Here is a 23,793-nt window from a genome sequence, read left to right as displayed (position 1 = left end):
AGGCCGGATCGGCCGCCGCCCGGAGCGCCAGGCGCAGCGGCGCCCGCTGAGCATCGCCCCGCCATGGCCCTGATGCGCTCCGTCGCCACCATCGGCGGCTACACGATGCTCAGCCGGATTCTCGGCTTTGCCCGGGATACGCTGTTCGCGGCGATCCTCGGCGCCGGCATGGCGGCCGATTGCTTCATGATCGCCTTCCGCCTGCCCAATTTCTTCCGGGCGCTGTTCGCCGAGGGCGCCTTCAACGCCGCCTTCGTGCCGCTCTATTCCCGCATCCTGGCGGGGGAGGACGGCAAGCTCCGGGCCGCCCGTTTCGCGGGCGAAATCGCCACCCTGCTGACGCTGACCGTCACCGGCTTCGTCGCCCTCGCCATGATCTTCATGCCGCAGGCGATGCTGGTGCTCGCCCCCGGCTATAGTTCCGATCCGCCGAAATTCGAGCTGGCGATCGAGCTGACCCGCCTCGCCTTTCCCTATCTCGCCTATATCAGCCTCGTCTCGCTGCAGGGCGCCGTCCTCAACGCGAATCATCGCTTCGCCGCGCCGGCCGCGACGCCGATCCTGATGAACCTGGTGCTGATCGCGGCCCTGCTGATCCCGCACACCGTCCTGTCGACCGCCCATACCCAGGCCGCCGCGGTCACCATCGCCGGCATCGCGCAGTTCATCTGGCTAATGATCCACCTCGAGCACATCGGCCTCGGCATCCGGCTGTACCGGCCGCGCATGGGGCCGGAGATCAAGCGGTTCTTCAAGCTGCTGATGCCCGCCGTCGTCGGCGCCGGCATCTATCAGGTGAATGTCCTCATCGACATGGTTCTGGCCTCGCTGCTGCCGGCCGGCACCGTGTCCTATCTCTTCTACGCCGACCGGCTGAACCAGCTGCCGCTGGCCGTCATCGGCATCGCCATTTCGACCGCCCTGCTGCCGCTCCTCTCGCGCCAGCTCGCCGCCGGCACCCTCGATGCCGCGGTGAAGACCCAGAACCGCGCCCTCGAGGGCGCCATGCTGCTGACCCTGCCCGCCGCCGCCGCCCTCGCCGCCATCCCCGAGACGATCATCGGCGTGTTGTTCGAACGGGGCGCCTTCACCGCGACCGACACGATCGAGACGGCGCGCGCCCTCGGCATTCTCGGCCTCGGCCTGCCGGCCTTCACCGCGACCAAGGTCTTCACCCCGGCCTTCCACGCGCGGGAAGACACGAGGACGCCGGTTCGCCTGGCGATGATCGCGCTGCTGGTCAATTTCGTGATCGCGCTCATCGCCATGTGGCCGCTGCAGCAGGCGGGGCTGGCCCTGGCCTCGACCATCGCCGCCTGGGTGAACATGGCCCAGCTGATGTTCATCCTGCGCAAGCGCGGCCATTTCGCGCCCGACCGGCGGCTGATCTCGCGCCTGATCCGCCTTACCCTCGCCACCGCCGCCATGGTCGGCGTGCTCCTGCTGCTCGAATGGCAGCTGCGGCCCTATTTCACCCAGGCCCTGTGGTGGCAGGCCGGCGCGCTGACCCTGCTGGTCTCGGCCGGGGGCCTGTCGTTCCTGATATCCGCGCTCGTCCTGCGCGGCGTCGACATCGCCGACCTCAAGCGCCTCGTGCTGCGGGGTGGTGGCGGTTGACCGCATGACCCACCCGCGCGATAAGGGGCGCGGTCAAATCGAAGAGCCTGAAGCCATCATGTCGAAGCCCCGCGTCTTTTCCGGTGTCCAGCCGACCGGCAACCTGCATCTCGGCAATTATCTCGGGGCGATCCGCAACTGGGTGAAGCTGCAGGATGGCCACGAGTGCATCTATTGCGTCGTCGACATGCATGCGATCACCGTCTGGCAGGATCCGGCCGACCTGGCCCGGGCGACGCGCGAAGTCGCCGCCAGCCTGATCGCCGCCGGCATCGACCCCAAGGGCTCGATCCTGTTCAACCAGTCGAAGGTCCCGGCCCATGCCGAGACCGCCTGGATCTTCAATTGCGTCGCCCGCATGGGCTGGCTGAACCGCATGACCCAGTTCAAGGAAAAGGCGGGCAAGGACCGGGAGAATGTCTCGGTCGGGCTCTTCGCCTATCCCAACCTGATGGCGGCGGACATCCTCGTCTACAAGGCGACCCATGTTCCCGTGGGCGAGGATCAGAAGCAGCACCTCGAACTGGCCCGCGACATCGCCCTGAAATTCAATCACGACTTCGGCATCGAACATTTCCCGCCGCCGGAGCCGCTGATCCTGGGCGAAGCCACTCGCGTCATGTCCTTGCGCGACGGCACCAAGAAAATGTCGAAGTCCGACGCCTCGGACCAGTCGCGCATCAATCTGACCGACAGCCCGGACGATATCGAACAGAAGATCCGCCGCGCCAAGACCGACCCGGACGCTCTGCCCGAGACGGTGGAGGGGCTGGAGACCCGGCCCGAGGCCAAGAACCTGTTCACGATCCACGCCGCGCTGGGCGATGAAAGCGTGGCCGATGTGGTCGCCGCCTTCGCCGGCAAGCAGTTCTCCGAGTTCAAGAAGGCGATGACCGAGCGGGCGGTCGACAAGCTCTCGCCGCTCACGTCTGAAATGCGCCGCCTGCTGGCCGATCCCGGCTATATCGATCAGGTGCTGAAGGACGGTGGCGAAAGGGCCAACGCGATCGCCGCCCCGATCCTGGCCGAGACCAAGCGGATCGTCGGCTTCATCTGATTCTTCCGCCCCCGTCCGGCGGGAGCGGCTACAGCCCGCCCAGAATCTCCGCCGCCTTCGCCCGCAGGGCCTCGCGGTCGGCGCCGATCGGCAGGCGATAGGCGAGCCAGAGGAAGGCTTCCTCCTCGGGCGTCAGCAGGGTGACCGGATCGGCATCCGGCGGAATCTCGCCCCCCGCGTATTCGCCGATGCCGGCAAGACCAAGGCCGCGCAGGGCCACCCGCGCGAGGCAGCGTTGCTGCGCCGCCGGCGGCGCCGTCTCGAGAACATGGACCGTCATGGCGGAAAGTTCGCGCGGGCGAAGGACATTGCCCGACTGCACGAAGATGCCGCAGACCGCCCCCGGCACGGGTCCGGTCGCCGTCAGATAGGGCGCCTCGATCCCCGGCCCCCGCGCCGGGCGGGCCGCGAGGGTCGCCCGCGCCTCGACGACGAAGAAGGCGGCGTCGTCATAGGCCGGGTCGGACACGTCGGGCGGATCGCCAAGTCCCGTCAGGGTCCGGATACGGGTGATCGAAGGCGGCTCGTCGTCGGGAAAGCCGCGCCAGGCGAAATAGTTCAGCCGGCCGCCATCCCCGACCCGGGCGAGGCGCCCGGGATCGACCGAGGCCAGCAGGGGATTGAAATAGGCCGGGCCATCGAGCGCCGCCGCCAGAAAACGCTCGATGAAGCCCGCATCGCGGGCCAGGCCGGGCGGCGGCGGCGGCGCTTCCGCCGATGCCGGGGCGGACAACAGCGCGAACAGGGCGACAGCGCCCGCCAGAAAGCGCCGCATCCGGAACCTCAGGCTTCGATATGGGCGATCAGCGCCTCGATCGCGCCGAGGGATTCGTCCTCGTCGAGCAGCGGGGCATGGCCGCGCTCCGGCACTTCGACGGCGACGAGATCATGCTTGGCCGACAGCATCCGGCGCACCGTCGCGGCGGCCAGCAGGTCCGAGAGCGCGCCGCGCAACACGAGGGTCGGGATCTCGGCGAGGCCGGCGAAGATCGGCCACATGTCGACGGTCGGCCCGCCCGCGCGCATGGCATCGCCGATCTTCGGATCGTAATTGGGCCGAAGCCCGCCTTCCGGTTTTTCGGTGAAGACGGCGCGGGCGAAACGGGCCCAGGCGGCATCGTCGAGGGTCGGGAACTGCGACAGGTTGATGTCGCGGATCTGCGCCGCCGCCTCGTCCCAATTCGCCGGGTCGGTCTGATTGCCGGCATAGGAGGCGATGCGGGCAAGGCCGGCGGGATCGAGCTCGGGGCCGATATCGTTCAGCACGGCGCCCGCGACCAGCGCCGGCATGGCGAGGGCGATCAATTGGGTGACGATGCCGCCGAGCGAGGTGCCGACGAAGATCGCCCGCGAAATGCCGAGACTGGCCAGCAGGCCGATGGTGTCGCCCGCATAGGTCGGCGGGATATAATTCATGAACTGCGGGTCATAGGCGGAACGGCCGCGACCCCGGAAATCGGGCGAGATCACGCGCCGGCCGTCACCCGCCAGATGAAGCGCCAGCGCCTCGAAATCCGCCGAATTCCGCGTCAGGCCCGGCAGGCACACCACCGGCAGGCGGGCATCGCCCACATCGCCATAGTCCCGGTAATAGAGGGCAAGACCGTCATGCGAGGTGTAATGCTTCGCGGCATAGCCGGTCATGGCGCTCTCCCTGTTCTTCGTGCGCGGTTTCTGTCACTCGTCGCCCCGGCGAAGGCACGAGAAAGGCGCCCTTGCCGGCACGAGACCCCGGCCTTCGCCGGGATGACGATCAGGGTTTGGCCCGTCCTTCGCGGCGATCCTAGCCGGCATTGGACCTGAACGGCACTTCGGTGACCGGCGACGTGCGCGAGCCCGAGCCGCGCAGCAGATCCCGCGCGATGCCGAGCGGCACCGCCTGTCCGGGGCTGAGCCGCTGGCGGTAGACCTGGGTATTCTCCAGCACCCGCTGGACATAGTTGCGGGTCTCGCTGAAGGGGATCTGCTCGATCCAGTCGATCACATCGACCGAGGACGAGCGAGGATCGCCGAAACGCTCGATCCAGGTATCGATCCGCCCGCCGCCGGCATTATAGGCCCCGGCGACCATGGCGTAGGAGCCGCCGAAATCATCCAGCAGTTCGTCGAGATGGGCGACCCCGAGGGTCATGTTGTAGGACGGATCGGAGGTCAGCTTGCCGGCATCGAAGCGCACGCCCAGATCCTTGGCGACGAGTTTCGCCGTGCCCGGCATCAGCTGCATCAGCCCACGCGCCCCGGCCGGGCTGACCGCGTCGGGGCGGAATTCGCTTTCCTGCCGGGTCAGGGCGAGGGCGAGGGCCTTTTCCGTCAGGGCGCCCGAAGGCATGTTCAGCACGGGATAGCCCCGGCCGGCCAGGAAGGTGCCGGAGAGACTGGCTTCCTTGGCCGCGATCACGCCGGCGTAGGTCCCGCCGGTCGCCGCCGCCATCTCGGCGATCTGGGCCCGCTGGCCATCGCTGCCGGCATTTTCCATCGCGGCTTTCAGGAAGGGGCGGATGCGCTCTTCCTCGCCGATCTCGATCATCATGCGGATGGCGCGGTAAAGCTCGGTCTTCTCGGCGGCGGCCTTGTCGGCGGCGCCGACCGCGGGATCCGCCGGCAGACGGCGCGAGCTGGCCTCGCCCAGCGCGAAGGCGGCCAGCTGGCCGTAGAAGGTCTGGGACTGGGCCGCCGCCCGATCGTACCAGCGCTTCGCTTCCGCCGCGCGGCCGAGGGCGGTGGCGGCGCGGCCGGCCCAGTAATGGGCGCGGCTGACCGAAATGGGCGAGCGCACTTTTTCCGACATGGCGGTGAAGTGACGAAGCGCCGCCTCGGGCTGGCCGAGGAAGCGCAGCGCGATCCAGCCCGCCATCCATTCCGCCTCGAAATAATCGGTGCCGTCGGACAGTTCGTGGTTGCGCGCGACCTTGTAGGCATCGGCGAAGCGCCCGGCGGCCAGCAGCCGGCGGGCGGCGAAATTCAGATGCGGCCACCAGCGCCCGGGATTCTGGGCAACAGTGCCTTCCGGCATCCGGGCGATCAGATCGACCGCCTGATCGTCGAGATCGAGGGAACGCAGATAGCGCACCCGGGCATAGAGCAGGCCCGGCTCGCCGGCCCGCGCCGCGGGCACGGCGGCCAGATCGCGCGAGGCGGTGCCCGCCTTCATGATGAAGGACATCGCGGCACTGGCCGCCGCCCGGTAATCCGCCGGCAGCAGGGGCAGCAGGCGCCGCGCCTCGCTCACATCCTCGTCCATCAGGAGACGGTTCATGCGGGCGATATGATCGCTTTGGGTCAGCACGCCGCCATGGTTGGCGAGAATATCCGCTTCGGTATCGCTGTCGGTGCTGGCTTCGATCCAGCCCTGACGCAGCAGGAGCGTGCCGCGCGCCCGGTCGCCACCGGCCATCAGCGCGGCGCCAAAACGCAGCTTGCCGAGGCCCGATTGCGGCGGGAATTTCTGGAACCAGGCGATCAGCCGCGCGGGACCCGTGTTGGCCGTGATCGCCGCCTCGGCCCTGGCCTGGCTGGTGGCCTGACGCGGCCAGTTCGGATTGCGTTCGATGAAGCCCGCGATCTCGTCGAAACTGGCGCCGGTCTCGCGCGCCTGGATGCGCTGCCAGTCGATCACCTTGGCGAGGGTACGGTCCCGTGCCGGCGCGGCGACGACGGCGGCGCCATCCCAGTCGCCGCGCCCGCCGAGGGCGAATGCCTTGGCATAAAGCGCGCGGTCGACCGCGCTGAGCAGCGCAGGGAAGCGGACCGCGGTTTCCGCCCGGGCGGGAGATGCGGGCAGGACGAGCGGCGGCACGGCGGAACCCGCCACCAGCATGGCTGCAACCAGCCCCTTCGCCATCGCGCGCTTTGCGCCAAAGCCCATGATCGAGCCCCCGCTTCGACGAATCATCGCCATCACCAAGGCATCAGGATAGCCGCTGCGGCGGGTTTGCGCCACCCGCCGCGGCCGCGCATCCCTCAAACCGGGGTTTGGTCCACCGCGCCACCCGCGACCTGCGGCGCGCGGCGGCCGCCGAACAGGCCCCGCAGCACGGTATAGAACACCGGGGTGAACAGCAGCCCGAAGAAGGTGACGCCCAACATGCCGAAGGCGACGGCGGTGCCGAGGGCCTGACGCATCTCGGCTCCCGCCCCGGTCGCGATCGCCAGCGGCACGACGCCGAGGGTGAAGGCGAGCGACGTCATCAGGATCGGCCGCAGGCGGAGCCGGCTGGCCTCGATCACGGCGGCGAAGCGGTCGAGGCCCCGTTCCTCGAGCTGGCGGGCGAATTCGACGATCAGGATGGCGTTCTTGGAGGCAAGGCCAATCAGCACGACGAAGCCGATCTGGACAAGGATATTGTTGTCGATCCCCCGCAGCATGATGCCGCCCAGCGCCGACAGGAGACACATGGGCACGATCAGGATGATGGCGAGCGGCAGCGTCCAGCTTTCGTATTGCGCGGCGAGGGCCAGGAAAACGAAGAGCACCGCCAGCGGGAAGACGAGAAAGGCGACGCTGCCCGCGATCCGCTCCTGATAGGACAGATCGGTCCATTCGAAGCTGACGCCGGACGGCAGCGTGTCCGCCGCCAGTTGCTCGAGCTGGGTCATGGCCGTGCCCGACGGCATCCCCGGCAGCAGCGAGCCGGTGACCGGCGCCGATGTATACTGGTTGTAGCGCACGACGAGGTCCGGCCCCGCGATATTGCTGAAGGTGGCGACCGAGCCGAGCGGCACCATGACGCCGTCGTTGGAGCGGGCCCGCATCCGCGCGATGTCTTCGGGCGAGACGCGGTACTGGGAATCCGCCTGCGCCGTCACCCGGTACGATCGCCCGAACAGGGTGAGATCGTTGATGTAGGACGAGCCGAGCAGGGTCGACAGGGTCGAGAAGATCGCATCGGGGGCGACATTCAGGATCTGCGCCCGCGCCCGGTCGATATCGACATAGAGCTGCGGCGTGCCGGTCTGCAGCGGGGTATAGACCGAGGTGAGGCCGGGGATCCTGCCCGCCGCGGCGACGAAACCATCGGCAGCCGCCTTCAACTCGGCGATGCCGCTGCCCGCCCGGTCCTGCACCTGCATCGAGAAGCCGCCGGCATTGCCGATGCCCGACACGGGCGGCGGCGGAATGATCAGGACGAAGGCTTCCTGGATCGCGAACAGGCGCTTGCGCAATTCGGCCGTCACCGCTTCGGCGGTCAGGCCCTTGGCCGCGCGCTCGCTCGCGTCGTCGAGGATCAGGAAGACGGTCGCCGCGTTGGTCGCCGCAGTGAAGGTCGCGCCCGAAAAGCCGGCGATCATCACCGCATGGGCGACGCCCGGCACCTTCAGCGCGATATCGCCCGCCCGGTGCACCGCTTCATCCGTCCGCGCCAGCGAGGCGCCGGGCGGCAGTTGCAGGACGCCGATCAGAAAGCCGCGGTCCTGCATCGGAATGAAGCCCGTGGGCTGGCGCGAGAAGCCGAAGACGGTGAGGCCGATCAGCCCGCCATAGACGAGAAGGACGACCACCGCCCGCCGGGTCATGCCGCCGACGATCCGACCATAGCGCTTCGAGGTCCAGTCGAAGCCGGCGTTGAAGCCGCCGAAGAAGCGGCGCACCGGATGGAACCCGCGCGAGCCGACCCGCTTCGGCCGCAGCAGCAGCGCCGCCAGCGCCGGGCTGAGGGTGAGCGAATTAAAGGCGGAAATCGCCGTCGCCACCGCGACCGTGACCGCGAACTGGGTATAGAAGGCCCCCGAAATGCCGGGGATGAAGATCGTCGGCAGGAACACGGCGGCGAGCACGATGGCGATGGCGATCAGCGCGCCCGAGACCTCGTCCATGGTTTTTCGCGCGGCATCCCGGGGCGACAGGCCTTCGGCGATGTGGTGCTCCACCGCCTCGACGACGACGATGGCATCATCGACGACGATGCCGATGGCCAGCACCAGGCCGAACATCGACAGCGTGTTCAGCGAGAAGCCGAGCGCCGCCATGACCGCGAAAGTGCCGATCAGGGCGACCGGGATGACGATGACCGGGATGATCGTCGCCCGCCAGCTTTGCAGGAACAGGAAGACGACGACGATGACGAGGGCGACCGCCTCGAGCAAGGTCTTCAGCACCTCCTGCATCGATTCCTCGACATAGTCGGTCGGGTTGTAGACGATCCGGTATTCGAGGCCCTTGGGGAAACTCCTCGACAATTCGTCCATCGTCTTCTTCAGCGCCTCGGCGGTCGCGACCGCGTTGGAGCCGGGACGCTGGAACACGCCGAGCGCCTGGGCCGGCTTGCCGTCGAGATAGGAATTCGACGAATAGTCACGCGCGGCCAACTGCACCCGGCCGACATCGCGCAGGCGAACGAAACGGCCGTCGCCGAAGGCCTTGACGATGATGTCGCCGAATTCCTCGGGCGTCTGCAGGCGGCCCTGCAGGCGGACCTGGATCTCGAAGGGGGTGGGTGTCTCGATCGGCTGCTGGCCGAGGCGGCCGCCGGCCACTTCGTTGTTCTGCACCGAGACCGCCGAGGTGACGTCGCCGGTCGAGATGTTGAAGGCCGCCATGCGGTCGGGATCGAGCCAGATGCGCATCGCGTAGTCGCGGGCGCCGAAGGCGGTGATCGAGCCGACGCCGTCGACCCGGGCCAGCACGTCCTTGATCTGCAAGGTGACGTAGTTGGAGATATAGAGATTGTCGAACGTATTGTCCGGCGACAGGACGTGAATGACCATCAGGAGGTCGGGCGAGGATTTCGCCGTGGTCACGCCCTGGCGGCGTACCGCTTCCGGCAGCAGCGGCTCGGCGATCGAGACCCGGTTCTGAACGAGGACCTGCGCGGTATCGAGATTGGTGCCCGGGCGGAAGGTGACGGTCAGCTGCATCCTTCCGTCGCTGGAGGAATAGGAGCGCATGTAGATCATGCCCTCGACCCCGTTCACCTGTTCCTCGATCGGGGCGGCGACGGTGCGGGCGATGGTCTCGGGATTGGCGCCGGGATAATTGGCGGTGATGACCACCGTGGGCGGCGCGATCTCGGGATATTGCGCGACCGGCAGGCCGAGATAGGCGATCCCGCCGATCAGCACGATCACGATCGAGATGACGGCGGCGAAGATCGGCCGGTCGATGAAGAAATGCGGGATCTTCACGGCGCTTACCCCTGCTTGCCCGCGGGCTGACCGGCGGGGGCCGCCGGCGGCTGATCGGGCACGATCTTGCCGTCTTCATCGAGATGGGCGGGGATCGACGTCACCGGCGCCCCGGGCCGGACCCGGACGATGCCGTTGACCACGATCTTCTCTCCCGCCGACAGGCCCTTGCGAATGATGCGCAGCGTGCCGACGGGTCCGCCCGGCTCGACGGTTCGCATCTGGGGCACATGATCGTCGCCGACCACCCAGACGAAACGCCGCGTCTGATCGGTGCCGATGGCGATATCGGGCACGAGCATCACCGGCGCCGCATCGCCGGCCTGCACCCGGATGCGGCCGAACATGCCGGGCGCCAGCACCCGGTCCGGGTTGGGCAGGGAGGCCCGCACGCTGATCGTGCCCGTCGCGCGGTCCAGCTGGTTGTCGAAGAAGTCGAGGAAACCCTTGTGCGGATAGCCGGCCTCGTCGGCGAGGCCGATCTCGACCGGGACCGCGTGGCCGGCGTCCGGCCGCTCGATCGAGCGCATCATGCGCTGGTAACGGATGAAGACCTGTTCGTCGGCATCGAAATAGAAGCGGATGGGATCGGTCGAGACCACCGTGGTCAGCTCCGTCCCCCCCGCGTTGCCCGACACGAGATTGCCGACCGTGACATTGGTCCGGCTGATCCGGCCGGCGATGGGCGAGCGGATGCGGGTGAAGGACAGGTTCAGCTCGGCCTGGCGCAGCGCCGCCTGGGCGGCATCGACGCTGGCGGCGGCGGAACGGCGGGCCTGCAGCCGCTCGTCCAGCACCTGCTGCGAGGCATTGCCGCCCTGGCGAAGGGCGGCATAGCGATTGACCTCGCGCACCGAAAGCTCGAGCGCCGCCTGGGCCGACTCGACATCCGCCCTGGCCCTCGACATTTCCGCCTCGAAGGGCCGGGGATCGATGACATAGAGCAGCTGGCCGGCGGCGACGCCCTGACCGTCCTCGAAGGCGATCTGATCGAGATAGCCGGAAACCCGGGCCCTGATCTCGACCGAATCGACGGCGGCGAAACGGCCGGTGAATTCGTCCCATTCGGCCATGTCGCGAACCAGCGGCGCGGCGACGGTGACGGGCATCGGCCCCGGCGCCTGGGGCGGCGCCGAGCCGCTGTCGCAGGCCGCGAGGCCCAGCACGAGGCCGACGGCGAGGACGATAGGATGGCGCTTGGCCGCGATGGTCATGATGAAGGCCCCGGATGGCAGCATTGAACGGCACCCACCGCCCGAGTTCAGCACGAGGGGGCCAGAATAGGATAGCAGCGTGGTGGGATATTGGCCGCCCCGTCAATCATACCCTCGGACAAGGCAGACCTTAGCTTTGTGCAATGCGGCATTCGCGCGCCCTTGACCGCGCCCCTTCGCTCATGGTTGGCCTGCGCCGGCAGATGTTGAAGCGCGGGCACTTGCTCGCTATGGTCTGCGGCTCCACTGGAAGAGGCCTGTCATGTCCGACGTTCGCGCCCGCATTCGCGGCTCGATCCCTGCACTCATCACCCCGTTCCGCGACGGCAAGGTGGATGAGCGCGCGTTGCAGGAGTTCGTCGACTGGCAGATCAAACAGGGCTCCCACGGGCTCGTGCCCTGCGGCACCACGGGCGAGAGCCCGACCCTGAGCCATGACGAACATCACCGCGTCGTCGATCTGGTGATCGAGGCGGCGGCCGGCCGGGTGCCGGTCATCGCCGGCGCCGGCTCGAATTCGACCTCGGAAGCGATCGACCTCGCGACCCACGCCAAGGCCGCGGGCGCCGATGCCTGCCTCGTCGTCACGCCCTATTACAACAAGCCGACGCAGGACGGGCTGTTCGCCCATTACGAGGCGATCTCCAAGGCGGTCGATCTGCCGATCATCGTCTACAACATCCCCGGCCGCTGCGTCGTCGACATCACCCCGGTCACCATGGCCCGTATCGCCAAATTGCCGACGGTGATCGGCGTGAAGGAAGCGACCGGCGACGTTTCGCGCTATGCCAAGCATCGCGAGCTGATCGGACCCGACTTCATCCAGCTGGCCGGTGACGACAGCCTCGCCGTCGCCGCCGTCGCCAATGGCGCGGTCGGCTGCATCTCGGTCGGCGCCAATATCGCCCCCAAGGCCTATGCCGACCTGCAGAACGCTCTTCTCAGCGGCGATTTCGCCAGCGCGCTGACCATCCAGGACCGGCTGACCCAGCTCAACGAAGCGCTCTTCGTCGAGCCGAACCCCTGCCCGGTGAAATGGGGCGCGGGACGCCTCGGCCTGTGCCAGCCCGATCTTCGCCTGCCGATGCTGGGCATCGGCCCCGCCACTGCCGCCCGCATGGAAGCGGCGATGCAGCGGGCCGGCCTTTTGAACTGAGACGGACATGGCCGCCGACAAGAAACGCGACGACGCCAAGAAATACATCGCCGAGAACCGCAAGGCCCGGCACAATTACTTCATCGAAGAGCGGATCGAGGCCGGCATCATCCTCAAAGGTTCCGAGGTGAAGGCGCTGCGCGGCGGCCAGAGCAATATCGGCGACAGTTACGCCGGCGCCAACCAGGGCGCCGGTCTCTGGCTCTACAATGCCTATATCCCGGAATATCGCGAAGCCAACCGCGAGAACCACGAGCCGCGCCGCCCGCGCCAGCTTTTGCTGCGCCGGCGCGAGATCGCCCGCCTGCATCAGGAAGTGACGCGCGGCGGCATGACCCTGATCCCGCTCGCCATGTATTTCAACGATCGCGGCAAGGCCAAGATCGAACTCGGCCTCGCCAAGGGCAAGAAGCTGCACGACAAGCGCGAGGCCGAGAAGGAACGCGACTGGAACCGCGAGAAATCGCGGGTCCTGAAGGGCAACAATCGCTGATCTTCCGCCCGGCGCCTCGGGGACGCCGGGCGGATCGTCGACTCAGACCAGGATCTGGATGTCGGTATCGACCGCCAGCACGATCCGGCCGTTGAAGGCATAAAGATCGTAATCCACGCCGCCAAAGCCGATCGTGGTCACCGCCCCGCCAAGATTGGCAAGGCCCAGCAAGTCGCTCGCATCGCCCTCGATCACCAGCACATTGTCGAGGCTGTCGCCGAGGGCGTCGCGATTGGCCGCGCCCATGGCGAGGATGTCGACCGCATTCGCGACGACGGTCTGCGCGCCGCCGCCGGTCAGATCGATCACCTCGACGTCGTGCACGAAACTGGCGAGATCGGCGAGATCGAAGCTCGCCGCGATCTTCAGCGTGTCGTTGCCTGTGCCGCCGTAAACCCGGAACAGATTGCCCGAGCCGACATCGATGATGTCGTCGCCCGAGCCGCCCAGGAAGACATCGGCCCCGCCACCGCCCACCAGCGTGTCGTTGCCGCGCCCGCCGACCAGACGCTCGGCGGCCGAGGTGCCGGTCAGGATATTGTCGGTGTCGTCCCCGGCGACCTGACCCAGGGTGAAGCCTTCCGGCCCGCCGAAGATCACATAAGCCTCGCCGGCCTCGCTGCCGGCATCGTCGCCATTGGGCGCGCCGACGATCAGATCGTCGAAGCCATCACCATTGATGTCACCCGCCGCCGAGATGCCGAGGCTCAGATGGTCGTCGACCTCGTCGCCCTGAATGACGAAGCCCTCGTCGGCGCCCAGCGAACCGACGAAAATGACCTGGCGTCCGCCTTCATCGATGCCGAAGCCTTCCGTCGTGCCGAAGACGACATAGGCCGCGCCCGTGTTCGAGCCGGCGTCGCCATTGTTGCGGGAAGCCACGATGATGTCGTCGATCCCGTCACCGTTGACATCCCCCGCCCCGGATACCGCGGAGCCCAGGTATTCGTATGAATAGTTGGCGGATATGATGAAGCCCTGGCTGGCCGTCAGGCCCCCCAGGTCGAGCACCTGGCGGCCCCCGACGTCGGTGCCGAAGCCCTGGTCCGTGCCATAGACGACAAAGGCCGCGCCGGCATAATAGGCGGTCACCGTTTCGGCGAAGGTGGAGACGGCCATGTCGTCGAAGCCGTCACCATTGATGTCGCCCAGCGAGGCGACACTCCAGCCGGTCTGGCTGACGGCGTGGTCGCCCTGGATGATGAAGCCCTGGGACGCGCTCAGCGTCGTCGTGTCGATCACCTGGCGGCTGGCGCCATCGGGGCTGCCGAAACCGCCGGCGCCGCCGAAAATGACATAGGCCTCGCCCGCGCGGTCGCCGCCGTCGTCACCCTTGGGCGCGCCGACGATGATGTCGTCGAAGCCATCGCCATTCACGTCACCGGCGGCGTGCACCGATTGTCCCAGTTGATCCTCGGCCGTGTCGCCCTGAACGATGAATCCCTGCGCCGCGGTCAGACCGGTGAGGTCGATCACCTGGCGACCTGCGCCATCCGCCGTACCGAAGCCCAGATCGGTGCCGAAGACGACATAGGCCTCGCCCGCGCTGTAACCGCCGTCGTCGCCGCTCTTCGCGCTGACGATCAGATCGTCGAAGCCATCGCCATTGATGTCGCCCGCGTTGGAAACGCTGTAGCCCGCGACATCATAGGCGGCGTCGCCCTGGATGATGAAGCCCTCGGCCGCGCTCAGGGCGGCGAGGTCGATGACGGCACGGCCGGTGCCATCCACCGCGCCGAATGCCGTGGCGCCCCCGAAGATCACATAGGCTTCGCCCGCGACGTTACCGCCATCGTCACCGAGCTTGGCCCCGACGACGAGATCGTCATAGCCATCGCCATTGACGTCCCCCGCCCAGGAGACGCTGGTGCCCAGCAGATCGTGGGGGGCGTCGCCCTGAATGAGGAAGCCGTCGGCGGGCGCGAGGCTCGCGAGATCGAGCACCAGGCGGCCGGTGCCATCGACCGTGCCGAAACCCGTGGCCTTGCCGAAGACGACATAGGCCTCGCCGTTGTAGGTGGCACTGCCATAGGGAACCCCGACGACGATATCGTCATAGCCGTCGCCGTTGATGTCCCCCGCCGAGGAAACGCTGGCGCCGGTATTGTCGCCGCTCGCGACACCCTGGATGACGAAGCCGCGCGCGGTCGACAGGGTCGTGGTGTCGATGACCTGGCGGGTCTGGCCCCTCTGCACGGTCGCCGTGCCGAACATGGCGTCGGCTTGCAGGCCGGCGAGGTCGATGCCGGTATCCGCGAAAAGATCGGTGCCGCCATTGGCGTAGGTGGCGACGCCGAGGCCGTCCAGCATCACGATGCCGGTGGAAACCCAGCCCGTGTCGCTGCTCGACAATGTGTCGCTGGAATCGCCGAGGACCCGGATGGTGCCGGAGCCGCCGGCCGTGACGATATAGCTGTCACTGTCGGCGCCGCCGTCCAGCGTGTCGCCGCCCGAGCCATGGATCGTGTCGGCACCGGCGCCGCCCGAAAGGACATTCGCGCCACTGTTGCCATAGATCGTGTTGGCCAGATCGTTGCCGGTCACGTCGATCGCCCCGGTGCCGCGCAGATACAGTGATTCCACCGCCTGGCCGGCGCCCAGGGTCCAGCTGGTCTCGACATAGACCTTGTCGCTGCCCTCGCCCGTCGCCTCGGTCACGGTATCGCCGGCGTCGTCGACATAGAAAGTGTCGTCCCCCGCGCCGCCGGTCATGGCGTCGGCGCCCGCGCCGCCGATCAGTACGTCGTCGCCATCGCCGCCCAGCAGCGTGTCGTCGCCGCCACGCGCCGTGATCCGGTCGTTGCCGCCGAACCCGCTCAACACACTGGCCACGTCATTGGCGACGATCGTGTTGTCCGTGTTGCTGCCCGACAGGTTGATCGCATCGGCACCCCGGGAATACAGCTGCTCGACCTCGCTGCTCAGCCCCAGCGCGAAGGAAACCGAGGCCGTTATCCGATCGGTGCCGCCGCCGGTGAGTTCCGTCACCGTGTCGCCCGCGTCGTCGACGGCATAGATATCGTTGCCAGCGCCGCCGGTCATGGCGTCGGCGCCCGCGCCACCGTCGAGCAGATCATCGTCGGCGCCGCCGGTCAGCGTGTCGTCGCCGGCCCTGCCGTAGAGACTGTCGCCGCCACCGCCGCCGATGATGATGTTGGCGCCGTCGTTGCCATAGATCTGGCTGGCGAAGTCATTGCCGGTCAGATCGATCGCAGAAAGGCCCGCCGCCGCCACGAAACGCTCGATCTCGGTGGTCGGGGCCAGGGTATAGGAGACAGAGGTCGTCACCGTGTCCCGGCCCTCGCCAGCGTCTTCAGTGACCACATCGCCAACATCGTCGACGATATAGCTGTCGTCGCCGAGACCGCCGGTCATCGTGTCCGCCCCGGTGCCACCGTCCAGCCGGTCGGTGCCGTCGCCGCCGGTCAGCGTGTCGTCACCGCCCTTGCCGAACAGCTGGTCGTTGCCGTCCAGCCCGTCGATCGTGTCGGCCGACGCCGAGCCCACAAGCCGGTCGTTGCCCGATGTTCCCGATATTGATGCCATTGTGTCTGGTCCCCGCGCCTGACGGTGGCGCGAATTGCATCGCGACACGGTTTTCCCATCAGTCGACGGGACGTTAAAGCAATAGCGTTAACGATACACCCATAATGGATGAACTCTGAATCAGCCCCCCCGGGGCGCCGGTCGCGATCAGCCGACCGAGATGACCCGGCGAATCTCGTCCGACTTGACGCCGATCGCCGCCGGCATGACGGTGCCGGGCAGGACCGCGACATCATAGAGTTCGTCGACCAGGCCTTCGATCCGCAACCAGTGCACGATGTCGCCGGTCATGGTGTCGACGACGAAAAGGCCGCAACGCGGCTCGGCCTTTTTCGCGGCCAGGGCATCGTCGAGCGGCAGGCCCGAAAAGGTCTTGTTCTTGCGCGCCTTCGAGAGGCCGACCACGGCGAAGCGGCCGATGAAGGACAGGCCCCGCGCATAGCCCGGCATGAAGGTGACCGGCTCGAAGCGGCCGGTCGCCAGATCGACCCGGCCGAAATCGCCGGCCGCCGAATTCAGCAGCCACAACTGGCCGTCGTGAACCCGGGGCGAATGGGGCATGGAAAGGCCCTCCGCCACGAAATCGCCGCTGGCGACATCGATCGCGATGCCGCCGCCCTTGCGATGGTCGCGCCAGGCGTCGGCGACATCGGTCGGCCCGATGGCGGTGACATAGGCCGGGCGGCCATCCTTCATGGCGAGGCCATTGAGGTGGCAGCGGTCCTCCGCCGCCAGCTTGCTGACGAAAGGCGGCCGCCACAGTGGCACGAAACTGGCGCTCTCGCTCACCGTCGCAAGGCAGGAAAACAGGGTGTTGACGAACACCGGCCGGCCGTCGGCGTCGAAGGCGACATCATGGATGTCGAGATCGCCGGTGATCCAGGCGACCTTGGGCACGAACAGCCGGTCGGTGCCGTCCGGCGCCTTCTGACCCGGCGGCAAGGCATTCTCGAAGCGCCAGAGTTGCCACAGGCTGGCCATCAGCAGGGCATTGTCCGAAACGCCAAGACCCATGCAACGCTCGAAACTGCGCTCGTGCACCCACAGCCGGCCATCGGGCCGCAGGCCGATGAAGAACAGCTTGCCGGCCTGATAGGTGGTGAAGGCCAGCGACGCGCCGGTTTCCGCCAGCCAGGCGGGAAACTGCCGCGAGGTCGAGATTTCAAATGCCGGGGTAGGCTTGGCCGGTGCATCCGCGACAGTCATGATTCGCCCCCTGAGACGTCCTATGCGGGAGAATGGCGCCTTTCCCGCCCCTCGCCCAGCCCCGACGAGTGATGACGGCCGCGCGATGTCCTTTCGCCGCGGGTGCCACCGGGCTTAGACTTGGCCACCCTTCCCATCCCGAGGCGCGACCATGACCGACGACGACAAGCCCGGCCTGATCGGTTCCATCAAGGAAAAGCTCATCGCCACCAAGGAGAAATGGGCGAAGGACGGGCGCCTGCTGACCGGGCACGGCGCCGAGAAATCGGAACGCCTGCCGCCGGGCCAGCGCCTGGTGAAGGACTGGCCGGTGCTGGACCTCGGCGTGCAGCCTTCGGTGCCGACCGATGTCTGGCGGCTCGATGTCGATGGCGCGGTGGTCAACCCGCTGTCCTGGGGCTGGCGGGATTTCATGGACCAGCCGCAGGTCGAGGATGTGTCCGACATTCATTGCGTCACCGCCTGGTCGCGCTACGACAACCGCTGGAGCGGGGTATCGGCGCAGCATCTGCTGGCGCTGGTCCAGCCAAGGCCCGAGGCGCGGCACGTCATCCTTCACGCCCATGACGGCTATACCACCAATGTCACGCTGGAGAATTTCGCGGCGCCCGATGTCGTCATCGCCCATGGCTGGGAAGGCCGGCCACTGACCCGCGAACATGGCGGGCCGGCGCGGCTGATCGTGCCGCGATATTACTTCTGGAAATCGGCCAAATGGCTGAAGCGCATCGAATTCCGCGCCGACGACAAGCCCGGCTTCTGGGAGGTGCGCGGCTATCACAACGAAGGCGATCCCTGGACGGAAGACCGCTACAGCTGAACCCCGGGGGCCGGGCCAGAGCGCCGGCCCCCGAAGGTCCCGAAGATTACTTCTTCTTCGACGCCTTGGCGGCCGGGGCCTTCTTGGCCTCGGCCGGCTTCTTGGCGGCGGCCTTCTTCGGCGCGTCCGCCTTCTTCGCCGGGGCGGCCTTCGCCGGAGCAACCTTCACCGGAGCGACCTTCAGCGGGACGGCGACGGCGACCGGTGCCGGCGGGACGGCGGCGGCCTTGGCGGGCTTCGCGGCCTTCTTCGGCGCCGGCTTCTTCGCCGCGTCCTTCTTCACTTCTTCCTTCTTGGCGGCGGCGGCCTTCTTCGGCGCGGCCGCCTTCTTGGCCGGGGCCTTTTCGACCACCGGCTTTTCGGCGGCTTTCTTGGCGGCGGCCTTCTTCGGCGCCTTCACCGGGGCGGCCTCGGCCGGCTTGGCCTCGACCTTCTTCGGCATCGGGGCTGCCTTCGCCTTGGGGGCGGGGGTCGCCGGCCTGGACGAGGCGTAGGGGATCTTGGACAGGATCTTGGACAGCGCCAGCTCGGTCTGGTGCAGATCATAGGCGATCTGCTGTTCCAGCCATTCGCGGGCGTTGGTGCCGGTCACCTTGGCGATGCGCAGCGCCATGTCGGCGGTCAGGTTGCGGCGGAAGTTCACCAGCTGGTTGATGGTCCGGCGCGACACGCCGGTCAGCTTGGCGAGCTGGTCCTGGGTCAGGCCCAGCTTCTCGAGGACGGTATCGGCGATGGAAACGCCGGGATGTGCGGGACCCGTTGCGACGGTCTTGCCTTTAGCGGCCATTGTTCTCGCGCCCTTCTTGGCGACCCCGGCGGTCCCCCGGCGGGGGTGGCGGCGCACCGACGGGTGCGCGGCCGTTATCGAATGCGCATCCTCGCGGTGCGCGGTTTTCACTTCTGCATGCGCATTGTCCATGCGCATCTGATAAACCTGCGCATGGCTGATGCGCATCGGAACTTTCAGGCGCCGGCCGGTGTGGACGAGACACATGAGGGACTGGACGCACACGTCCGGCTCGCCGCCTGTCACGCGGCGAGCTATAGTAACCACAAACCGCATGGGCTGCATAGACCGTTTGAGTTACACCCGGGGCGGCAGGCCCCGAAATGCGCCCGCGGGCATTCCCGCCCATGCGGATTTCTACACAAAGACTGCAATCAGGAGCGGATCATGGCCCGGAGCAAGGTTTTCATCGGCGAGTCCACGGACGGTCGGGGCTTGTGGCGCCGGCCCTGGGTCTGGCGATCGCTTGTCGCGATCTGCGCCGCCATCATCCTGCTCTACTATCCGATCGGCATGATCGTCGCGAACAAGGTCGACGACGATCCGTCCTTCGCGGTTGCAACATCTGCCGTCCCGCAGGGCGGCAGCGCCGCGGTCGCGATCGCGGCGGCCCTGGTCGACCGCGAGGTGAACCGCAACGGCTGGGTCGCCAATGATCCCTTTTTCCTGCCCTCGGGCGTGCTCGACAACATGCCGAATTTCCAGCAGGGCATCGTCGACGCCGTCTCGACCTTCGCCATCGAACTGCGCGACCAGCTCGGTCGCGTGCGGGGCTCGGGTGCGGTCGACAAGGACCTGCTCGAGGCGCTCAGCACGCTGCAGTATTCGGGCACGAAATGGGTCTTCGACCTGTCGACCTCGATCCTGCCGACCGCGACCTCCGAGGCGCAGTACCGCAAGGGTATCAAGGCGCTGGAAGCCTATAACGCGAATGTCGGCGCCGGCACCGCCGTCTTCGACCGCCGGGCCGACAATCTGCAGGCTGTGATCACCCGCATCGCCCTCGATGTCGGCTCGCTGTCCGCCGCGCTCGACAAGCAGATCCGCGAGAACGGGGGCAGCCTGCTCGACTTCACCTGCGACGATCTGTTCTACCGGGTCAAGGGCACGGCCTATGCCTACCACATGATCCTGAAGGGTCTGCGCGCGGACTTCGGCCCCCTCATCGAGGAGCGTCGCCTCGGTCCCCTGTGGGATTCCGCCGTCGACGGTTTCGCCGAGGTCGCCTCGCTCTCGCCGATGATCGTGTGGAACGGCACCATCGACGGCCAGCTGATGCCGAACCATCTGGTCGGCGAGGGCTTCTTCCTGCTGCGCGCCCGCAGCCAGCTCTACGAGATCGCCGACATCCTGCTGAAGTAAGCGACCTCGACAAACAGGGGCGGGCGATGGCACCATCACCCGTCTCCAACAGGCCCGGCCCGAGATGAGCGAAATCACGCCTCGCCCCGATGTGATGCGGAAATTCCTGGTCGTCGTCGACGATACGCCGGAATGCCGCCTGGCGCTGCGCTACGCGGCACGGCGCGCGCTGAAGACCAAGGGCATCGTTGCCCTGCTCTATGTCATCGAGCCGTCGGACGGGCCGCAGTGGCTGGGGATCCAGAACATCATGCGCGACGAGGCTTTCGACGAGGCGGAATCGATCCTGCACGACCTCGCCGAGGATGTTCAGCGCATCGCCAGCCTGACGCCCGAACTGATCATCCGCGAGGGCATCCGGCGCGAGCAACTGCTGAAGCTGATCGAGGAGGATCCGTCGATCCGCATTCTCGTCCTTGGCGCCGGCGCCGGCGGCGAGGGGCCGGGGCCGCTGGTCTCCGCCCTCGCCGGGCAGATGTCCGGCAGCCTGCGGGTGCCGATCACCCTTGTCCCCGGCCAGCTGACCCCGGACGAGGTCGACGATCTCGCCTGAGGCGCGTCAGTCCTCGTCGGTCGTGTAGATTTCGGTCGGCTCGCGCCGGCCGCGCAGCACATGCAGGCCGACCGAGCGCAGGGCATCGGTCATGTCGAGTTCGGCGGCGAAGGTACTGGTCGCCAGCAGCTTGCGGTCCAGCACCTTGCACAGCGCCTCGACCCGGGCGACCTCGTTCACGGCGGGACCGATGACGGTGAAATCCAGCCGCTCGGTCGAGCCGATATTGCCATAGACGACATCGCCATAATTGAGCGCGAAACCGACCTTCAGCCCCGAGGGGCCAAGGGCGGGCGGCAGGTCCTCGATCGCGTCGATCGCCGTCAGGGCCTCGCAGGCGGCGGCCAGCGCCCGGCGGCAGGCGTCGCGCCCGGCGGTGCCGGTGCCCGTGCCCTCGTCGGCCGGGAAGATGGCCAGGCAACCGTCGCCCATGAATTTCAGCACCTCGCCGCCGTGCCCGTGAACGGCAAGGGTGACCGCGTCGAGATAGGCGTCGAGCAGCGCGATGACCTCGCTGGCGCTGGCCCGGTCGGACAGACGGGTGAAACCCCGCATGTCGCAGGACAGGATGGCGGCGCGGATGGTCTCGCCGTCGCCCCGGCGCACGGCGCCCGTCGCCACCCGGCGGGCGGCGTCCCGGCCGAGGTAGAGCGACAGCAGCGTGTCCGAGAGCTGGCGCTGCATCGCCGTCTCGAAACGCAGGGAGAGAATGGGCACCAGATCGTCGAGGCGGGCGATCTCCTCGTCGGTGAAGCCGCCGCGCCGGTCGGTGGCGAAGGCGACGAAGGAGCGCCGGACGGCGGCGAAGTCGAGGGGGCGGATCAGATAGTCGGTGACGCCGACCGCGCGCAGGTCGGCCAGCACGGGAAAGTCATCGGCCGCCGCCGGCCCCTCGAGGCGGCGGCGGAAGCCGGGCGCGCCCAGATGGATGAGGCGCACCGGGCTTGCCCGGTAGAATTCCGACTGCTCGATCTCGAAGCCACGGGCCAGATCGGTCATGCCGTCGTCGCGGTCCCACATCAGGGTGCGGGCGAAGACCTGGGGATGCATGGCGAGCAGGCCCGAGGTCACCCGGCGCAGCGGCAGGCCCTCGGCCAGCAGACGCTGCCCCACCGCGCCGACGAGGCCGGGCGGATCCAGCCTCGCCGCCGCCGGAGACAGGAGAAAGGACGCCACCCCGTCACCGCGCAGGCGGCGCGGCGGCCCGAGCGGCGCCAGCGGCCGCCGGTCGCGGATTTCGGCGGCGATGGCCAGGGTCTCGTCCCAGATCTGGTCGGGAGGCAAGTCGGCGAGATCGGACTTCGACATGGCTGCGTTGCGCGAGTTTGTGATTTCTTGATCTTAAGCGAGGCTTCGGCCATGTAGAGTTAAATATTGACCGGATCTTGTCCGCCTTGACCGGATATAGAGAGGACCATGCCATGTTCATCCAGACTGAAGCGACCCCCAATCCCGCCACGCTGAAATTCCTGCCCGGCCGCGACGTGATGACGGCGGGCACGGTGAACTTCCCGACCAAGACCGCGGCGGAGCGTTCGCCGCTCGCCCGGCGCCTGTTCGCCCTCGACGGCGTGACCGGCATTTTCTTCGGCTCGGATTTCGTCACCGTCTCCAAGGCAGGCGAGACCGCCTGGGACGAGCTGAAGCCGGCGGTGCTCGGCGCCATCGTCGAGCATTACGCCAGCGGCGAGCCGATCCTGGCCGAGGCCGAGACGGCCGCGCCCGTGGCGACGACCGGCCCGGATTCCGAGATCGTCGAGCAGATCAAGGAGTTGCTAGAGACGCGGGTGCGCCCGGCGGTCGCCCAGGACGGCGGTGACATCACTTTTCATGATTTCGAGGACGGCGTCGTCTATCTCCACATGCAGGGCTCCTGCGCGGGCTGTCCCAGCTCGACCGCGACCCTGAAGTCGGGCATCGAGAACATGCTGCGCCACTACATCCCTGAAGTGACGGAAGTCCGCGCCGTCTGAGACATTGGATTTCGGGCCAGGACAATCCCTCGAAAGACAGAGGTTTATCATGAGTGTTGCTTTGAACGACGCGAGCCTCGACCAGCTGTTCCGGTCGGCCCGTACCCATAATGCCTGGACCGACAGGAAGATCGACGAAGCGACCCTGCGCGCGCTCTACGATCTCGTGAAATGGGGCCCGACCAGCGCCAATGCCTCGCCCGCGCGCTTCGTCTTCGTGACGACGCCCGAGGGCAAGGAGCGGCTGAGGCCCGCGCTTTCGGCCGGCAATCTGGACAAGACCATGTCCGCCCCGGTTGCCGTCATCGTCGCCCACGACCTCGATTTCGCGCAGAAGCTGCCGGTGCTGTTTCCCCATGCCCCGGGCGCCAAGGACTGGTTCGCCGCCCCCGCGGTGGAACAGGCCACCGCCTTCCGCAACGGCACGCTGCAGGGTGCCTATCTGATCCTGGCCGCCCGCGCCCTTGGCCTCGATGCCGGTCCGATGTCGGGCTTCGACAATGCCAAGGTCGACGAAGCCTTCTTCGCCGGCACGCGCATCAAGTCGAATTTCCTCGTCAACCTCGGCTATGGCGATCCCGCCGGCCTGTTCCCGCGCAGCCCGCGCCTCGCGTTCGAGGAGGCTGTCACCATCGCCTGAAGGCGGCGGTGAAGCACGAAACAACACCATGATCGTCCTTGCCTTCGATTGCGCGACCGGCCCGACATCGGTCGCCCTGTGGCGGGACGGCACGCTGGCCGGGCGGGCGGACGATGCCCGCCCCCAGGGCCAGGCCGAAAGCCTGGTGCCCCTGATCGGGGCGGTGCTGCAGCAAGCCGGCATCGCCCCCGTCGCCGTCGACCGTATCGCCATCACCCTTGGCCCCGGCTCCTTCACCGGCGTGCGC

19 protein-coding genes are annotated in these 23,793 nt (G+C 67.6%); 10 read left to right on the top strand and 9 right to left on the bottom strand.

Annotated features, from left to right (window positions below):
• Together murJ and trpS are read left to right on the top strand one after the other, a co-directional pair.
• Positions 1–1,617: murein biosynthesis integral membrane protein MurJ (gene murJ / locus WAZ62_RS21360; protein WP_422645551.1), on the top strand; the 1,617-nt coding region annotated here is incomplete at its 5' end.
• Between the two features lie 58 nt (positions 1,618–1,675).
• A complete protein-coding gene (gene trpS / locus WAZ62_RS21355; protein WP_422645550.1) occupies positions 1,676–2,674 on the top strand; it encodes a tryptophan--tRNA ligase in 999 nt (332 codons plus the stop codon).
• 28 nt (positions 2,675–2,702) lie between these two features.
• Here trpS and WAZ62_RS21350 read toward each other — a convergent pair whose 3' ends face one another.
• From WAZ62_RS21350 to WAZ62_RS21330, 5 genes are all read right to left on the bottom strand, one after another.
• A complete protein-coding gene (locus WAZ62_RS21350; RefSeq protein ID WP_422645549.1) occupies positions 2,703–3,449 on the bottom strand; it encodes a hypothetical protein in 747 nt (248 codons plus the stop codon).
• Positions 3,450–3,457: 8 nt separating this feature from the next.
• Complete coding sequence (locus WAZ62_RS21345) at positions 3,458–4,318, bottom strand: alpha/beta fold hydrolase (protein ID WP_422645548.1); 861 nt, start codon at positions 4,316–4,318, stop codon at positions 3,458–3,460.
• Between the two features lie 139 nt (positions 4,319–4,457).
• Positions 4,458–6,566, bottom strand: coding sequence for a transglycosylase SLT domain-containing protein (locus WAZ62_RS21340; RefSeq protein WP_422645547.1), 2,109 nt, complete (start codon positions 6,564–6,566; stop codon positions 4,458–4,460).
• Positions 6,567–6,634: 68 nt separating this feature from the next.
• A complete protein-coding gene (locus WAZ62_RS21335) occupies positions 6,635–9,796 on the bottom strand; it encodes an efflux RND transporter permease subunit (protein WP_422645546.1) in 3,162 nt (1,053 codons plus the stop codon).
• A 5-nt stretch (positions 9,797–9,801) separates the two neighbouring features.
• Positions 9,802–11,034, bottom strand: coding sequence for an efflux RND transporter periplasmic adaptor subunit (locus WAZ62_RS21330; protein ID WP_422645545.1), 1,233 nt, complete (start codon positions 11,032–11,034; stop codon positions 9,802–9,804).
• A 238-nt stretch (positions 11,035–11,272) separates the two neighbouring features.
• On the opposite strand from WAZ62_RS21330, the gene dapA reads away from it, so the two are divergent.
• Complete coding sequence (gene dapA / locus WAZ62_RS21325; protein ID WP_422645544.1) at positions 11,273–12,166, top strand: 4-hydroxy-tetrahydrodipicolinate synthase; 894 nt, start codon at positions 11,273–11,275, stop codon at positions 12,164–12,166.
• A 7-nt stretch (positions 12,167–12,173) separates the two neighbouring features.
• Positions 12,174–12,659 (top strand): SsrA-binding protein SmpB, encoded by a 486-nt coding sequence (gene smpB / locus WAZ62_RS21320; protein ID WP_422645543.1) that lies wholly within the window; start codon positions 12,174–12,176, stop codon positions 12,657–12,659.
• A 42-nt stretch (positions 12,660–12,701) separates the two neighbouring features.
• Here smpB and WAZ62_RS21315 read toward each other — a convergent pair whose 3' ends face one another.
• Together WAZ62_RS21315 and WAZ62_RS21310 are read right to left on the bottom strand one after the other, a co-directional pair.
• Positions 12,702–16,205 carry a beta strand repeat-containing protein gene (locus WAZ62_RS21315; protein ID WP_422645542.1) on the bottom strand — a complete coding sequence of 1,168 codons (3,504 nt, stop codon included), beginning with the start codon at positions 16,203–16,205 and terminating at the stop codon, positions 12,702–12,704.
• A 147-nt stretch (positions 16,206–16,352) separates the two neighbouring features.
• On the bottom strand, positions 16,353–17,411 hold the full coding sequence (locus WAZ62_RS21310; protein ID WP_422645541.1) for a TIGR03032 family protein: 1,059 nt from the start codon (positions 17,409–17,411) through the stop codon (positions 16,353–16,355).
• Positions 17,412–17,562: 151 nt separating this feature from the next.
• Between WAZ62_RS21310 and WAZ62_RS21305 the strand changes: the two genes are divergently transcribed.
• Positions 17,563–18,231 (top strand): sulfite oxidase-like oxidoreductase, encoded by a 669-nt coding sequence (locus tag WAZ62_RS21305; RefSeq protein ID WP_422645540.1) that lies wholly within the window; start codon positions 17,563–17,565, stop codon positions 18,229–18,231.
• A 46-nt stretch (positions 18,232–18,277) separates the two neighbouring features.
• Here the strand turns inward: WAZ62_RS21305 and WAZ62_RS21300 are convergent, their stop codons facing one another.
• On the bottom strand, positions 18,278–19,018 hold the full coding sequence (locus WAZ62_RS21300) for a HigA family addiction module antitoxin (protein WP_422645539.1): 741 nt from the start codon (positions 19,016–19,018) through the stop codon (positions 18,278–18,280).
• Positions 19,019–19,405: 387 nt separating this feature from the next.
• Here WAZ62_RS21300 and WAZ62_RS21295 point away from each other — a divergent pair, with 387 nt between their 5' ends.
• Both WAZ62_RS21295 and WAZ62_RS21290 read left to right on the top strand, forming a co-directional pair.
• The gene (locus WAZ62_RS21295) at positions 19,406–20,380 is read left to right on the top strand and encodes a DUF2333 family protein (RefSeq protein ID WP_422645538.1); all 975 of its coding nucleotides are present in this window, start codon (positions 19,406–19,408) and stop codon (positions 20,378–20,380) included.
• A 64-nt stretch (positions 20,381–20,444) separates the two neighbouring features.
• Positions 20,445–20,933 carry a universal stress protein gene (locus WAZ62_RS21290; RefSeq protein ID WP_422645537.1) on the top strand — a complete coding sequence of 163 codons (489 nt, stop codon included), beginning with the start codon at positions 20,445–20,447 and terminating at the stop codon, positions 20,931–20,933.
• 6 nt (positions 20,934–20,939) lie between these two features.
• Here the strand turns inward: WAZ62_RS21290 and WAZ62_RS21285 are convergent, their stop codons facing one another.
• Positions 20,940–22,241, bottom strand: coding sequence for an adenylate/guanylate cyclase domain-containing protein (locus WAZ62_RS21285; RefSeq protein ID WP_422645536.1), 1,302 nt, complete (start codon positions 22,239–22,241; stop codon positions 20,940–20,942).
• Between the two features lie 113 nt (positions 22,242–22,354).
• Here WAZ62_RS21285 and WAZ62_RS21280 point away from each other — a divergent pair, with 113 nt between their 5' ends.
• The 3 genes from WAZ62_RS21280 to tsaB all read left to right on the top strand — a co-directional run.
• Positions 22,355–22,906 (top strand): NifU family protein, encoded by a 552-nt coding sequence (locus tag WAZ62_RS21280; RefSeq protein WP_422645535.1) that lies wholly within the window; start codon positions 22,355–22,357, stop codon positions 22,904–22,906.
• 49 nt (positions 22,907–22,955) lie between these two features.
• Positions 22,956–23,546, top strand: coding sequence for a malonic semialdehyde reductase (locus WAZ62_RS21275; protein WP_422645534.1), 591 nt, complete (start codon positions 22,956–22,958; stop codon positions 23,544–23,546).
• 28 nt (positions 23,547–23,574) lie between these two features.
• Positions 23,575–23,793, top strand: a 219-nt coding sequence (tsaB, locus tag WAZ62_RS21270; protein ID WP_422645533.1) for a tRNA (adenosine(37)-N6)-threonylcarbamoyltransferase complex dimerization subunit type 1 TsaB, incomplete at its 3' end; no start/stop codon positions are given.

Origin of the sequence: Zavarzinia sp. (genome assembly GCF_049306435.1) — a bacterium.
Classification (GTDB): domain Bacteria; phylum Pseudomonadota; class Alphaproteobacteria; order Zavarziniales; family Zavarziniaceae; genus Zavarzinia.
Note: the sequence above shows the minus strand (reverse complement) of the source record. Positions and strands in the feature narration are given on the sequence as shown.